The sequence below is a fragment of the Acidovorax radicis N35 genome (assembly GCF_000204195.1).
In the GTDB taxonomy this organism is placed as follows: domain Bacteria; phylum Pseudomonadota; class Gammaproteobacteria; order Burkholderiales; family Burkholderiaceae_C; genus Acidovorax; species Acidovorax radicis.
Genome location: NZ_AFBG01000018.1, coordinates 327,880 through 342,906 on the forward strand (window position 1 = coordinate 327,880; position 15,027 = coordinate 342,906).

Here is a 15,027-nt window from a genome sequence, read left to right on the forward strand (position 1 = left end):
TGGGTGATCGTGTGGCCGTTGGCTGGTGCCCGAGTGTGCGCCGCGCTGTTTGTATGGCCTGCTCGGCCTGGTCGCTTGCGCTATCGCTACATCACCAGCGCCCGGCCCAGCATCACGCACCAGTCCCAGCCTCGAAGGCGCGGGCGCGTGTGCAGGCTGCCGCCGCGCAGCGCATCCACCTTGTCGAGGATGCGCAGGCCGCCCTGCACCACCAGCCGCAGTTCCCATCCGGCTCGGCCAGGCAGGCGATGCACCAGTGGGGCTCCGCTCTGCATGCTGGCACGGGCCCATTGGGCGCAGTCGGTGATGAGGCGGATGTTTTCGGGCGTGTTTTGCAACGCCAGCAACACGGCCTGGCAGGCACCGTGGGCAGCGCAGTCGGCGCGGGGCAGGTAGTGGCGGCCCCGGGGGATGTCCACGGAGAGGTCCTGCCAGAAGTTGATCAGTTGCAGCGCGGTGCAGATGGCATCGCTTTCTTCCAGCGCCTGGGCGTCCGTCACGCCGTACAGATGCAGCAGCAGGCGGCCCACGGGGTTGGCCGAGCGGCGGCAGTAGTCCAGCAACTCGGCGCGGTCTGCGTAGCCCTCGGCGTCGCGGGTTTTTTCGACGTCCTGGGCAAAGGCGCTGAGCAGGTCTGCCAGCAGCGGCACGGGCAATTGATGGCGGCGCAGCACCGATTCCAGCGGCAGGAACACGCTCGCCCAGCGCGGCGAAGGCGGCTGGCCTTGCGCGATGGCCATCAGGTCGGCATGGTAGGCGGCCAGGTCGGCCAGGCGGGTGGTGGCCGGGGCGTCGCCTTCGTCCGCAATGTCATCGGCGGTGCGTGCAAAGCCGTAGATGGCGGCAATGGGCTGGCGCAGGTGGGGCGGGCACAGCAGGGACGCGACCGGGAAATTTTCGTAGTGTGTGACAGGGGCGGCCAACGCGGCAGTTTTATCGTGTCGGGAAGGCCGGGGCGGCGGTGGAGCAGAGGTCGCAGCGCCACGGGCCGAAGGTGAGGGGGGGCTGGGTTGGTCGTTCACACCCCGGATTGTCGCTTGACAAGGCGGGGTGCTTCTCATAGATTACTAACCGGTCAGTCAGTAATCAAAAAAACCAATTCATTCAGGGACAAGGAGGCTGGCCCGTACCCGTTGCAGCGCAGGCATTCGTGCCTGCGTTTTGCGTGCAGCCCCCTTGTAGCCCTTCTTTATTCACCGGATTTCCCATGCGCACACCCTCCGCCTCGCGGCCCCTTCAACGGCACTCCCGGACTCTGCTCGTGCTGGCCACAGCGGCTTTGCTGGCCGCCTGCTCGCGCCCTGCGCCGCCCGAAGAGCCTGTGCGCTCCGTCAAATTGTTGACCGTGGGAGTGGGCGCGCTGCAGTCCAGCCTGGAGTATTCGGGCGAGGTGCGGGCGCGTGTGGAGTCGCGTTTGGGCTTTCGCGTGGCGGGCAAGATCGTCAAGCGCCAGGCCGAACTGGGCCAGCAGGTACGCGCCGGAGAGGTGCTGGCCCAGCTGGACCCCAAGGACTACCAGCTGGCTACTGACGCCGCGCGTGCGCAACTGGCCTCGGCCACCACACAGCGTGACCTGGCTGCTGCCGACTACAAGCGCTACCAGACCCTGAAGGACCAGAATTTCATCAGCGGCGCCGAGCTGGAGCGCCGTGACGCGACGCTGAAAGCCGCGCAAGCCACGCTGGACCAGGCCCGCGCGCAGCTGTCATCGCAAGGTAACCAGGCGGCCTACACCACACTGGTGGCCGACGTGTCCGGCGTGGTGACGGGGATCGATGCCGAGCCGGGGCAGGTGGTGTCGGCCGGAACCCCCGTGGTGCGCATTGCGCAGGACGGCCCCCGCGACGTGGTGTTTGCGGTGCCCGAAGACAAGGTGGCGCAGATTACGCAAGGCTCCGAAGTGGCGGTGCGTGGCTGGTCCGGCGGCGCCAGCCTGACAGGCCGCGTGCGCGAAGTGGCGGCCAGTGCCGACGCTGCCACGCGCACTTACCAAGTCAAGGTGGCCATTGATGGTGCAGACGCGCCGGCGCTGGGCGCCACGGTGTATGTCATGCCCAAGGCCCTCAGCCACGCAGGCATTCCGGCCATCAAGCTGCCCACCAGCGCGCTGCGCCAGGAGGGCCAGTCCACGGCCGTGTGGGTGTACGACCCAGCCAGCAGCACGGTGAAGTCGCAAGTGGTACAGATCGCGACGGCCGATGGCAACGAGGCCGTGGTGGCTGCGGGCCTGGCGCCTGGCATGCAGGTGGTCGCCACGGGCGTGCATGTGCTCTCGCCCGGCCAGAAGGTGCTGGTTTACCAGCAAAAAGTGGCCTCGGCGCCCGCCAATAAAGCGCAGACAGCTACCAATCCAGTAGCAATGCCTGCAGTGCCCGTCGCATCCGCTGCTGCGGCCGCCACGGCTGCGGCACCCGCAGCTTCCACTGCCAACTGAGGCCGGCCATGACGCAAGTACAACCCAAAGAGGGGTTCAACCTCTCCAAGTGGGCGCTCGACCATCCCGCCCTGACGCGTTACCTGATGGTGGTGCTGATGCTGCTGGGCTTTGCCGCCTATTTTCAACTGGGGCAGGACGAGGACCCGCCCTTCACCTTTCGCGCCATGGTGGTGCGCACCTACTGGCCCGGCGCCACGGCGCAGCAGGTGGCCGAGCAGGTCACCGACAAGATCGAGCGCACGCTGCAGGAAGTGCCGTATGCGGACAAGATCCGCAGCTATTCCAAGCCCGGCGAGTCGCAGATCATTTTCCAGATCAAGGACTCATCCAAGGGCAGCGAGGTTGCCAACGTCTGGTACAGCGTGCGCAAGAAGGTGGGCGACATGCGCTACACCTTGCCGCAGGGCATCCAGGGCCCGTTCTTCAACGACGACTTTGGCGATGTGTACGGCGTGATTTACGCGCTGGAATCCGAGGGCTTCAGCTACGCCGAACTCAAACAGTTTGCCGACGACGCGCGCCAACAATTACTGCGCGTGCCCGATGTGGCCAAGGTCGAGCTGTTTGGCGTGCAGGACGAAAAGCTGTTCATTGAAATTTCGCAAAAGCGCCTGTCGCAATTGGGCCTGGACATGAACCAGGTGCTGGCCCAGCTGGGCCAGCAAAACGCTGTGGAAAGCGCGGGCGCGATTCAGACGCCGCAGGACCAGGTGCAGGTGCGCGTGGAAGGCCAGTTCAACGCCATCGAAGACCTGCGCGCCATGCCGATCCGTGGCCCGTCGGGCGCGCAATTGCGCCTGGGGGATATCGCCGAAGTCAAGCGCGGCTATGTGGACCCGGCCACCGTGAAAGTGCGCCACCAGGGGCAGGAGGTGATTGCGCTGGGTGTCTCCATGGCCAAGGGCGGGGACATCATTGCGCTGGGCAAGGCGCTGCACGCGGCCACCGACCGCATCGGCAGCACCTTGCCGGCAGGGGTGAAGCTCGTCAACGTGCAAGACCAGCCCAAGGCCGTGGCAACCTCGGTGAACGAGTTCGTCAAGGTGCTGATCGAGGCCGTGGTCATTGTGCTGGCGGTGAGTTTCATCGCACTGGGTTTCCACAAGCGCCCCGGCAAGAATCCGCTGTGGAAGCGCTGGTACATCGATCCACGCCCGGGGCTGGTGGTGGGCATCACCATCCCGCTGGTGCTGGCCGTGACCTTCCTGGCCATGTGGTACTGGGGCATTGGCCTGCACAAGATTTCGCTGGGCTCGCTCATCATTGCGCTGGGCCTGCTGGTGGACGACGCGATCATTGCGGTGGAAATGATGGTGCTCAAGCTCGAAGAGGGCTATGACAAGGTGCGTGCCGCCACCTTCGCCTACGAGATCACGGCCATGCCCATGCTGACGGGCACGTTGATCACGGCGGCGGGCTTTTTGCCCATCGGCCTGGCCAAGTCCACGACGGGCGAATACACGTTCGCGATCTTTGCCGTGACGGTGATCGCGCTGGTGCTCAGCTGGATCGTGTCGGTGTACTTCGTTCCGTATCTGGGGACGCTGCTGCTCAAGGTTCCGCCCCATGTCGTGGCCGCCCAGGCGAACAAAGGCATCACGGATGACCCCCACGAGGTGTTTGACAGCCCGTTCTACCGCGTCTTCCGCCGCTTGGTGAACTGGTGCGTGCTGCACCGTTGGCTCACCATCGGCGCCACGGTGCTGACCTTTGCGCTGGGCATTGTGGGCATGGGCCAGGTGCAACAGCAGTTCTTCCCGGATTCGAGCCGACCCGAAATCATGGTGGACATCTGGTTCCCTGAGGGCACATCCTTTGCGGGCAATGAAGAGGTCACCAAACGGGTGGAGCAGCGCCTGTTGTCGGAGCCGGGTGTGAACACGGTCAGCACTTGGGTCGGTTCGGGCGTGCCCCGTTTCTACCTGCCGCTGGACCAGGTGTTTCCGCAGAGCAATGTGTCGCAGTTCATTGTGGTGCCCAAGGATTTGAAGGTGCGTGAATCGCTGCGCGTGAAGCTGCCAGCGCTGCTGGCCGAGGAGTTCCCGGAAGTGCGTGGCCGCGTGAAGCTGCTGCCCAATGGGCCGCCCGTGCCGTATCCCGTGCAGTTCCGCGTGGTGGGGCCTGATCCGCTGGTGCTGCGCGAACGTGCCGACGAGGTGAAGGCGCAGCTGCGCCAGAACCCCAACATGCGCGGCGTGAACGACAACTGGAATGAGTCCGTGAAGGTGCTGCGCCTGGAAGTGGACCAGGCCAAGGCGCGCGCACTGGGCGTGACGAGCCAGTCCATCGCCCAGGCGTCCAAAACCATCTTGTCGGGTACGCAGGTGGGCCAGTTCCGCGAGGGGGACAAACTCATCGACATCCTGCTGCGCCAGCCGCTGGACGAGCGCAATGCCATTACCGACATTGCCAACGCTTACCTGCCCACCGCCTCGGGCAAGTCGATCCCGCTCACGCAGATCGCCAAGCCGGTGTTCACCTGGGAGCCCGGTGTGATGTGGCGCGAGAACCGCGACTACGCCATCACCGTGCAGGGCGATGTGACCGAAGGCCTGCAGGGTGCCACGGTAACGGCCGCACTGCTGCCTGCCCTCAAGGACATCGAGGCGAAATGGCGAGCCGCCGGTCAGACGGGTTATCGCATTGACGTCGCGGGGGCCGTGGAAGAAAGCTCCAAGGGCTCCGCTTCGATTGCCGCAGGCATTCCGATCATGCTGTTCATCACCTTCACGCTGCTGATGCTGCAGCTGCACAGCTTCAGCCGCGCGATGCTGGTGTTCCTGACCGGGCCATTGGGTCTGGCGGGGGTGGCGGCGGCGTTGATTCTGCTCAACCGGCCGTTCGGCTTTGTCGCGCTGCTGGGGGTGATTGCGCTCATGGGCATGATCCAGCGCAACTCGGTGATCCTGATCGACCAGATCGAGCAAGACCGCGCTCGGGGCGTGCCGGCGTGGGATGCGATTGTCGAATCCGCCGTGCGCCGACTGCGCCCCATTGTGCTGACAGCCGCCGCCGCGGTGCTGGCCATGATCCCGTTGTCACGCAGCGTGTTCTGGGGTCCGATGGCCGTGGCCATTATGGGTGGGTTGGTTGTGGCCACCGTGCTGACCCTGCTCGCGCTGCCGGCAATGTATGCGGCCTGGTTCCGTGTCAAACGGCCTGCGCCTGAGGTCCTTGGAGGGGTTTGATTCCCACCCTGCCCGCATCAGGGTAAAATAGAAGGTTGACCGATTTCACACAGGCGGCAGTTCGTGCCGCCTGTTTGTTTGTTGTAGAACCGCGCGGGTGGCGAAATTGGTAGACGCACCAGGTTTAGGTCCTGACGCCAGCAATGGTGTGGGGGTTCGAGTCCCCCCCCGCGCACCACCCATGTGAGACTTTGCGGAACACGGCGCTGCTGCGCTGCAGCCAGCACGATCCACATTCATAAGAGGAATAGCCATGGCCGTTACTGTTGAAACCCTTGAGAAGCTCGAGCGCAAGATTACGCTGAGCGTGCCCGTCACCCTGATCCAGTCCGAAGTCGACACGCGCCTGAAGCGCCTGGCCCGCACGGTCAAGATGGACGGTTTCCGTCCTGGCAAGGTGCCCATGAACGTGGTGGCCCAGCGCTATGGCTATTCGGTGCAGTACGAAGTGCTCAACGACAAGGTCGGCGAAGCCTTTGCCGTGGCCGCCAACGAAGCCAACCTGCGTGTTGCCGGCCAGCCCCGCATCACCGAAAAGGAAGGCGCGCCCGAAGGCCAGGTCACATTCGACGCCATTTTCGAAGTGTTCCCTGAAGTCAAGATCGCTGATCTGGCCGATGCGGAAGTCGAAAAGCTGTCGGCCGAAGTGACCGACGCTGCCATCGACAAGACCATTGACATCCTGCGCAAGCAGCGCCGCAGCTTCGCCCAGCGCGCCATCGACGCCGCGGCACAAGACGGTGACCGCGTCACGGTGGATTTCGAAGGCAAGATCGACGGCGAGCCGTTTGATGGCGGCAAGGCCGAAGACTTCCAGTTCCTGGTGGGTGAAGGCCAGATGCTCAAGGAATTTGAAGACGCCGTGCGTGGCATGAAGTCCGGCGAAAGCAAGACCTTCCCTCTGGCATTTCCTGCCGAGTACCATGGCAAGGATGTCGCCGGTAAGACCGCTGACTTCCTCGTCACGATCAAGAAGATCGAAGCCGCCCACCTGCCCGAAGTGAACGACGCCCTGGCCAAGTCGCTGGGTATCGCCGACGGTTCCGTGGATGGCCTGCGCGCCGACATCAAGAAAAACCTCGAGCGCGAAGTCAAGTTCCGCCTGCTGGCCCGCAACAAGCAAGCCGTGATGGACGCACTGGTGTCCAAGGCCGAACTGGACCTGCCCAATTCCAGCGTGCAGGCTGAAATCGCCCGCCTGCTCGAAGGCGCCCGCGCTGAACTCAAGCAACGTGGCATCAAGGACGCCGACAAGGCCGAAATCCCTGAAGACGTGTTCCGCCCCCAAGCCGAGCGCCGCGTGCGCCTGGGCCTGGTGCTGGCTGAGCTGGTGCGTGCGAACGAACTGCAAGCCAAGCCTGAGCAACTCAAGGCCCACATTGACGAACTGGCTGCCAGCTATGAGAAGCCAGAAGACGTGGTGCGCTGGTACTTCGGCGATCGCCAGCGCCTGGCCGAAGTGGAAGCCGTTGTGATTGAAAACAACGTGACCGAATTCGTGCTGGGCAAGGCCAAAGTGGTTGAAAAGGCCGTGTCTTTCGACGAACTGATGGCCCAACAGGGCTGATAGGCCCAGGCCGGGCGGCTTGTTACCGAATTGCCCGGTTGTTGCCGATACACGCCAGGGGCTTGTGCTTTCGTGCACAAGCCCCAATTCATTTCTGGGTACAGTACCTGCTTGTCTGGAGAAAAACATGAGCGCATTGGAAATACAAGGCCTGGGCATGGTCCCCATGGTCATCGAGCAGTCGGGCCGTGGCGAGCGGTCCTATGACATCTACTCGCGCCTGCTCAAGGAGCGTGTGATTTTTCTGGTGGGGCCGGTCAACGACCAGACCGCCAATCTGGTGGTAGCGCAGCTGCTGTTCCTGGAGAGCGAAAATCCTGACAAGGACATTTCGTTCTACATCAACTCCCCTGGCGGTTCGGTGAGTGCTGGCATGGCGATCTTTGACACCATGAACTTCATCAAACCCGATGTATCGACCCTGTGCACCGGCATGGCGGCCAGCATGGGTGCCTTCCTGCTGGCGGCCGGCGCCAAGGGCAAGCGTTTTGCGCTGCCTAACTCCAAGGTCATGATTCACCAGCCTCTGGGTGGCATGCAGGGCCAGGCGACTGAAATCGAAATCCATGCCCGCGAAATTCTCAAGACCCGCGAGCAACTGAACAAGATTTTGGCCGAGCGCACGGGCCAGCCGCTCGAGAAGATCCAGCGGGACACCGAGCGTGACTATTTCCTGTCGGCCGATGAGTCCAAGGAATATGGTCTCGTCGATCAGGTGATCAGCAAGCGCGCCTGATCCCGGCAGGGTCGCGCGGCGGCGTTTTCCCCTGGGGAAGACGCCGTTTTTTATTTGGTTATCATCCCGACAACTTTCCGTAACAAGCAAGGCATTGCCCCCATGGCCGAGAAAAAAGGCTCTTCCAGCGAAAAAACCCTTTACTGCTCTTTCTGCGGCAAAAGCCAGCACGAAGTGAAGAAGCTGATCGCCGGTCCGTCGGTCTTTATCTGCGACGAGTGCATTGACCTGTGCAACGAGATCATTCGCGATGAGCTTCCGGCCGGTGACCTGGCGCGAGAAGGCCGCAGTGACCTGCCCACCCCGGTAGAGATCAAGACCAACCTCGACAACTATGTGATTGGCCAGGATGTGGCCAAACGCACGCTCGCGGTGGCGGTGTACAACCACTACAAGCGCCTGCGCCACAAGGACAAAGCCCACAAGGACGACGTCGAGCTCTCCAAGAGCAACATCTTGCTGATCGGGCCCACGGGTTCGGGCAAGACGCTGCTGGCGCAGACCTTGGCGCGCATGCTGGACGTGCCGTTTGTGATGGCCGACGCCACCACGCTGACCGAGGCAGGCTACGTGGGGGAGGACGTGGAAAACATCGTCCAGAAGCTGCTGCAAAGCTGCAATTACGAGGTGGAGCGCGCCCAGCGCGGCATCGTCTACATCGATGAGATCGACAAGATCTCGCGCAAGTCGGACAACCCCAGCATCACCCGCGACGTGTCGGGCGAGGGCGTGCAGCAGGCGCTGCTCAAGCTCATCGAAGGCACGATGGCCAGTGTGCCGCCGCAGGGTGGGCGCAAGCACCCCAATCAGGACTTTCTGCAGATCGACACGACCAACATCCTGTTCATCTGTGGCGGTGCGTTTGCAGGGCTGGAAAAGGTCATCGAGAACCGCACCGAAGCCTCGGGGATCGGGTTCGGTGCATCGGTCAAGAGCAAGAAACAGCGGTCGCTGACCGAGGTGTTCACCGAGATCGAGCCAGAGGATCTGATCAAGTTTGGCCTGATCCCCGAACTGGTGGGGCGTATGCCCGTGGTGACGGCTCTGGCAGAGCTGAGCGAAGACGCGCTGGTGCAGATCTTGACCGAACCCAAGAATGCGCTGGTCAAGCAATACAGCAAGCTCCTGGCCATGGAAGGCGTGGACCTCGAGATCCGTCCTGCGGCGCTCAAGGCCATCGCCCGCAAGGCACTGGCCCGCAAGACCGGTGCCCGGGGCCTGCGCTCGATCCTGGAGCAATCGCTGATTGGCACGATGTTCGACCTGCCCAATACCAGCAACGTCGAGAAGGTGGTGGTGGACGAGTCCACCATCGAAGAAAACAAGCCGCCGCTGCTCGTCTACCGCGAAGCGGCCAAGAAGGCCTGAGATGACCGGAGCGGGCGCTTTGTTGACGCCCATTGAACCATCAACCCTTGCGGCAGTGCGGCTGCGTGCAAGGGTTGAAAATCCCCACATGTGGACCAACTTCCACAGAGCACTTTGAGGATTTCCATGTCCGGACATACACCCCTGCCAGCCACCCCTATAGACCTGCCACTGCTGCCTCTGCGCGATGTGGTGGTGTTTCCCCACATGGTCATCCCGCTTTTTGTGGGCCGCCCCAAGAGCATCAAGGCACTTGAATTGGCCATGGAGGCCGACCGGCGGATCATGCTGGTCGCCCAGAAAGCTGCGGCCAAGGATGAACCCTCTGTGTCGGACATGTTCGATGTCGGCTGCGTTTCCACCATCCTGCAGATGCTCAAACTGCCTGACGGCACCGTCAAGGTGCTGGTAGAAGGCCAGCAGCGTGCCCTGGTGACGTCCATTGAGGACGCAGAAACTCATTTCACTGCCACTGTGACACCGGTCGAGGCTACGCCCGAGGCCAACAAGCCCAGCGAGATCGAAGCGCTGCGTCGCGCGGTGATGCAGCAGTTTGACCAGTACGTCAAGCTCAACAAGAAGATTCCGCCGGAAATTCTGACTTCGATCTCCAGCATCGACGATCCAGGCCGCCTGGCCGACACCATTGCAGCACACCTGCCGCTCAAGCTCGAAAACAAGCAGGTAGTGCTGGACCTCTCCGATGTGAAGGCGCGTCTCGAAAACCTGTTCGAGCAGCTCGACCGGGAGGTAGACATCCTCAACGTCGACAAGAAGATCCGTGGGCGTGTGAAGCGCCAGATGGAGAAGAACCAGCGCGACTTTTACCTGAACGAACAGGTCAAGGCTATTCAGAAGGAGCTGGGCGAGGGCGACGAAGGCGCCGACATTGAGGAGATCGAGAAAAAGATCAAGCTCGCCAAGATGTCTGCCGAGGCGCGCAAGAAAGCTGATGCTGAGCTCAAGAAGCTCAAGCTGATGTCGCCCATGTCGGCCGAGGCCACCGTGGTGCGCAACTACATCGACGTGCTCACTGCGCTGCCCTGGAGCAAGAAGACCAAGATCAAGCACGACCTGGTGAATGCCGAGGGCGTGCTTAACGAAGACCACTTCGGCCTCGACAAGGTCAAGGACCGCATCCTTGAGTACCTTGCGGTGCAGCAGCGCGTGGACAAGGTCAAGGCGCCTATCCTGTGCCTGGTCGGCCCTCCAGGCGTGGGCAAGACCTCGCTGGGGCAGTCGATTGCCAAGGCCACCGGCCGCAAATACGTCCGCATGGCCCTGGGTGGCATGCGCGATGAGGCCGAGATCCGCGGCCACCGCCGCACCTACATTGGCGCACTGCCGGGCAAGGTGCTGCAGAGTCTGTCCAAGGTAGGCACGCGCAACCCGCTGTTCCTGCTCGATGAAATCGACAAACTCGGCACCGATTTCCGGGGTGACCCGTCAAGTGCGCTGCTGGAGGTGCTGGACCCCGAGCAGAACCACACCTTCGGCGACCACTACGTCGAGGTGGACTTCGACCTCTCCGACGTGATGTTCGTCGCCACGTCGAACTCGATGAATATCCCGCCGGCCCTGCTCGACCGCATGGAAGTGATCCGCCTGTCGGGTTACACCGAGGACGAGAAGACCAGCATCGCCATGAAGTACCTGCTGCCCAAGCAGCTCAAGAACAATGGCGTGAAGGACGAGGAGCTCGAGATCACCGAGCCCGCTGTGCGCGACATGGTGCGCTACTACACCCGCGAGGCCGGTGTGCGCTCGCTGGAGCGCGAGCTGTCCAAGATCTGCCGCAAGGTGGTCAAGGGCCTGCAGCTCAAGAAGCTCGAGCCCAAGGTCATTGTCACCGCCGACAACCTGCCCGACTTCCTGGGCGTGCGCAAGTACACCTACGGCCGTGCCGAGTTGCAAAACCAGGTGGGGCAGGTGGTGGGCTTGGCTTGGACGGAAGTTGGCGGTGATCTGCTGACCATTGAAGCGGCCATCATGCCCGGCAAGGGGGTGATCACGCGCACTGGTTCGCTGGGTGATGTGATGAAGGAGTCCGTGGAGGCTGCTCGCACCGTGGTGCGCAGCCGCTCGCGGATGCTGGGAATCAAGGATGAAACGTTTGAGAAGCGTGACATCCACATCCACGTGCCAGACGGTGCCACGCCCAAGGACGGTCCGAGCGCGGGGGCTGCGATGACCACGGCTTTTGTTTCGGCCCTCACGGGTATTCCCGTGCGTGGTGATGTGGCCATGACGGGGGAAATCACCTTGCGCGGCGAAGTTACAGCCATTGGTGGTCTGAAAGAGAAGCTGCTGGCGGCCCTGCGGGGTGGCATCAAGACGGTGCTGATCCCGGAAGAGAATGTGAAGGACCTGGCCGAGATTCCGGACAACGTGAAGAGTGGTTTGGAGATCGTGCCGGTGCGCTGGATCGACAAGGTGCTGGAAGTTGCCCTGGAAACCAAGCCAGTGCCCCTGACGGACGAGGAAGTGGCGGTGGTGACGACGCCTTCTGCCGACAAGGCCGTTGCGGCATCGGGTGCCACAGATGGCTTGAAACATTGATGCAAATTTTTTTGGGGAGCCCCAAAAAATGCGCTACAATTCATTCCATCGCAGCAAACGTTGTACAATGTGAGGCTCCGGTAAAATGCGGGAATAGCTCAGTTGGTAGAGCGCAACCTTGCCAAGGTTGAGGTCGAGAGTTCGAGACTCTTTTCCCGCTCCAATTTCCACAAAAAGGGAAGCATTAGCTTCCCTTTTTTGTCAGAGGAATGTGAATTCCTGGCGCGGTAGCAAAGCGGTTATGCCCCGGATTGCAAATCCGGTTAGTCCGGTTCGACTCCGGACCGCGCCTCCAGATACGGTCCATGCCGTCGATGTTTGAAGATCCTCCAGGATTGGCGCATCGAGGGAGATCGTAAAACGATGGATGGTGATTGGTTGATTTTTTGGTTTGCAATCGAACAGAGCCAAAAAAATAGCGATATAATTTGAGGCTTGCTGATTCATGTTGATGGAAACATTGGCGGCAGTCAGAAAATGCGGGAATAGCTCAGTTGGTAGAGCGCAACCTTGCCAAGGTTGAGGTCGAGAGTTCGAGACTCTTTTCCCGCTCCATATTTGTAAGGGAAGCTTCGGCTTCCCTTTTTTCTTGGTGGCGCACGGCAGGCGGTTTGACGAACAGCCGCCCTGTGACCAGAGATACGACAGGGCATTGCGCGCATGCGCTGCCCGGGTTACGCTGCGATGCAGGTGTGCGTTGGGCAGCCGGCGCCCCGATGGTGAAATTGGTAGACACTGCGGACTTAAAATCCGCCGCTTTCCTGAAAAGGGGCGTGCCGGTTCGACCCCGGCTCGGGGCACCACTACGATTCAATCATGTCAAGTTACAACGCTCCCTTCGAAATCCACGTCCACGGACAAGTCCAGTTGCGCGCCGATGCGAGCTTTGACCAACTCCAGGAGGCGCTCAAACCCCTGTGGAAGTACGCCGGAGCCCGCTCGCTGGCCGATGGTGCGACCAGCGCTTATGAAGAAGAGCCAGGCATCAAGTTCGATGCCCAGGAGCACTTGTTGCAGATGTGCTGGACGGTGCGGGGCGATGAAGACTTTCGCCAGTCGCTTGACGAGATGTGCATGAATCTCAACGAGCTGGCCGAACAGGGGGCCGCCATAGAAGTCACGTTTTACGACGCGGACTTCGACGAGGAAGAGGAAGATCAGGGCGCGGAGTCGCGCGACGACTTCGTCATGCTGTTTGTCGGCCCCACGCCCGCGGCCATCATGCAGGTGCAGCGTGATCTGCTGGTGCAGGACGTTGTGAACATGATGGAGCGCCACTTTGATGGTGCCGAACTGGGCGGCGTGGTGGCGGAGATCGACAAGCTGTTCAGCCAGCGCTTTGACGCCCTGGTGAACTCGCTGGAGATCGGCAAACCTCCGCGTGGCCCGGGTGGAGGGGGCTCTGGCAGCGGTCACGGTGGCGGAGGTGGCCGCCGTCCGCGCCACCTGCACTGAGCCTGGCCAGGCACACGGCGTTGCGGGAGTGCTTGTTTTCTGTCCGCGCTCGTGTTGAAAAGCAGGCCGGCAGGCTGTGGCAATCAGCCCGGGTTGCATGCATGGGCTCCACGGCACTGCCGCGCAGTTCTGTAGCTCTGTGATTCCCTGCGCGCTGTCCCGTCTCCCATGACCTCCGATCTACCGTATCTGCGTTCCTACCCCGCGTCCTTGCAAGACCAGGCGCGCGATCTGTTGGCGCAAGGGCGGCTGGGAGCCATGTTGCAGCGCAAGTACCCCCAGGCCCATGCGGTGCGCAGCGACAGGGCCCTGTACGACTACGCACAGGAACTCAAGGGGCGCTACCTGCGCAACGCGGGGACGGTCAACAAGGTTCTTTTCGACAACAAGATCCACGTAGTGCGCCACGCCTTGGGGTTGCACACGGCGGTCTCGCGTGTGCAGGGCAACCGGCTGGCGGCCAGGCATGAGATCCGCATTGCGTCGATGTTCAAACAGGCGCCGGACGAGTTCCTGCGCATGATCGTGGTCCACGAGCTGGCCCACCTTCGTGAGAAGGACCACGACAAGGCTTTTTACCAGCTGTGTACCCACATGGAGCCGCAATACCACCAGTATGAGTTCGATCTGCGCCTGTACCTCACCCACATGGAGCATGTGGGGGAGCGGTTGTGGGGTGGGGCTTCAGAAACCGGTTCAGCGTAGAAAGTGAATGCTATTTATTTAATAGCAATGAACGCTTGTTGGTAAAGCGCCAGGCCCCAAAAATATGTTGAATCAGGGTACAGACACTGTTTCACAGCAGTCTGCAGGCAGACCCAGCCAGCGCTCGGCTGCTGCCTGAAGCATGGCCACCGGCCCGGTGGTAAGCAGGCGGGTGCGAGAGACATCCGTGGCAGGGGCACCATCGGGCGTTGCCAGCAGCCCCGCTGTCTCCAGCAATCGCCGCGTCTGCCGGGCCACGGGTTCACCGGTCTCGATGAATTGCACATGGGGGCCTACCAGTGCCCGAAGTTCGTGGGCCACAAAAATATAGTGGGTGCACCCAAGCACCAGCGTATCGATCTGCCCTGGTGCTGTGCCGAAGTCGCCCATGGCCTGAAGGTACCGTTCGCACAGGGCACCCGTTTCCGTTGCACCCACCGGGGCGCCGAGCACGGGCGCTGGCCGGGCCACACTGCGCTCGATGGCGTGCGCCAGGCCGTCACAGGGCTGCACCACGAACTGGGCCTGTTCGGCCAGCGAGCCCAGCAGCTTGCCGAACTTGGCGCTGGTGAGTGTGCCCCGTGTTCCGATCACGCCCACGCGACCGGTTCGGGTCACCGCCAGCGCAGGCTTGATGGCGGGCTCCAGGCCCACAAGAGGTAGATCAAGGTGGCTGGCGCGCACCTCGTGGATGGCCGCCGCCGTGGCGGTGTTGCAAGCCACCACCAGGGCCTTGATGTGGTGCTGTTCGAGCAGGTACCGCGTGATGGCGTGGGTGCGTGCACCCACATAGGCATCGCCCCGTTCGCCGTACGGCGCATGGGCACTGTCGGCCAGGTACACAAAACGCTCATGGGGCAGTGCCGCCCGCAGAGCGCGCAGTACGCTCAGGCCCCCCACGCCGCTGTCAAACACGCCGATGGGGAGTTGCTGTGCTTCGGTCATGGATCCTTGTGAACCGGAGAAGGAACAGAGTCGGGGAGAAAGCCCGGCGGGGGCAGGCGCTATGGCC

At 62.2% G+C, this 15,027-nt stretch carries 10 protein-coding genes and 5 tRNA genes; 13 read left to right on the forward strand and 2 right to left on the reverse strand.

Translation table 11 applies throughout. From position 1 onward, the window contains the following. Positions 1–86: 86 nt before the first annotated feature. The gene (hpnC, locus tag ARADN35_RS0107120) at positions 87–923 is read right to left on the reverse strand and encodes a squalene synthase HpnC (RefSeq protein WP_010460555.1); all 837 of its coding nucleotides are present in this window, start codon (positions 921–923) and stop codon (positions 87–89) included. A gap of 284 nt (positions 924–1,207) precedes the next feature. On the opposite strand from hpnC, the gene ARADN35_RS0107125 reads away from it, so the two are divergent. The 13 genes from ARADN35_RS0107125 (at position 1,208) to ARADN35_RS0107185 (ending at position 14,015) form a co-directional block, all read left to right on the forward strand. Next, positions 1,208–2,434 carry an efflux RND transporter periplasmic adaptor subunit gene (locus tag ARADN35_RS0107125; RefSeq protein ID WP_035197264.1) on the forward strand — a complete coding sequence of 409 codons (1,227 nt, stop codon included), beginning with the start codon at positions 1,208–1,210 and terminating at the stop codon, positions 2,432–2,434. A gap of 8 nt (positions 2,435–2,442) precedes the next feature. Next, positions 2,443–5,625, forward strand: a complete 3,183-nt coding sequence (locus ARADN35_RS0107130) for an efflux RND transporter permease subunit (protein ID WP_010460558.1) — start codon at positions 2,443–2,445, stop codon at positions 5,623–5,625. Positions 5,626–5,716: 91 nt separating this feature from the next. Then, positions 5,717–5,803 (forward strand) — tRNA-Leu (locus tag ARADN35_RS0107135). 75 nt (positions 5,804–5,878) lie between these two features. Beyond that, positions 5,879–7,192: a trigger factor gene (gene tig, locus ARADN35_RS0107140; RefSeq protein ID WP_010460561.1), complete on the forward strand. Its 1,314-nt coding sequence runs from the start codon at positions 5,879–5,881 to the stop codon at positions 7,190–7,192. A 127-nt stretch (positions 7,193–7,319) separates the two neighbouring features. Beyond that, positions 7,320–7,928, forward strand: a complete 609-nt coding sequence (gene clpP, locus ARADN35_RS0107145) for an ATP-dependent Clp endopeptidase proteolytic subunit ClpP (protein WP_010460564.1) — start codon at positions 7,320–7,322, stop codon at positions 7,926–7,928. 102 nt (positions 7,929–8,030) lie between these two features. Beyond that, complete coding sequence (gene clpX / locus ARADN35_RS0107150) at positions 8,031–9,296, forward strand: ATP-dependent Clp protease ATP-binding subunit ClpX (RefSeq protein WP_010460566.1); 1,266 nt, start codon at positions 8,031–8,033, stop codon at positions 9,294–9,296. 126 nt (positions 9,297–9,422) lie between these two features. Continuing rightward, positions 9,423–11,855: an endopeptidase La gene (gene lon, locus ARADN35_RS0107155; protein ID WP_010460568.1), complete on the forward strand. Its 2,433-nt coding sequence runs from the start codon at positions 9,423–9,425 to the stop codon at positions 11,853–11,855. Positions 11,856–11,942: 87 nt separating this feature from the next. Then, a tRNA-Gly gene (locus ARADN35_RS0107160) sits at positions 11,943–12,018 on the forward strand. Positions 12,019–12,076: 58 nt separating this feature from the next. After that, positions 12,077–12,150: transfer RNA gene (locus ARADN35_RS0107165), tRNA-Cys, on the forward strand. A 184-nt stretch (positions 12,151–12,334) separates the two neighbouring features. Next, positions 12,335–12,410: transfer RNA gene (locus tag ARADN35_RS0107170), tRNA-Gly, on the forward strand. A 155-nt stretch (positions 12,411–12,565) separates the two neighbouring features. Next, a tRNA-Leu gene (locus ARADN35_RS0107175) sits at positions 12,566–12,658 on the forward strand. A 13-nt stretch (positions 12,659–12,671) separates the two neighbouring features. After that, positions 12,672–13,310, forward strand: a complete 639-nt coding sequence (locus ARADN35_RS0107180) for a DUF6806 family protein (RefSeq protein WP_029413648.1) — start codon at positions 12,672–12,674, stop codon at positions 13,308–13,310. 168 nt (positions 13,311–13,478) lie between these two features. After that, complete coding sequence (locus ARADN35_RS0107185) at positions 13,479–14,015, forward strand: M48 metallopeptidase family protein (protein ID WP_029413650.1); 537 nt, start codon at positions 13,479–13,481, stop codon at positions 14,013–14,015. 72 nt (positions 14,016–14,087) lie between these two features. Here ARADN35_RS0107185 and murI read toward each other — a convergent pair whose 3' ends face one another. Next, positions 14,088–14,960, reverse strand: a complete 873-nt coding sequence (gene murI, locus ARADN35_RS0107190; RefSeq protein WP_010460574.1) for a glutamate racemase — start codon at positions 14,958–14,960, stop codon at positions 14,088–14,090. Positions 14,961–15,027 lie beyond the last annotated feature (67 nt).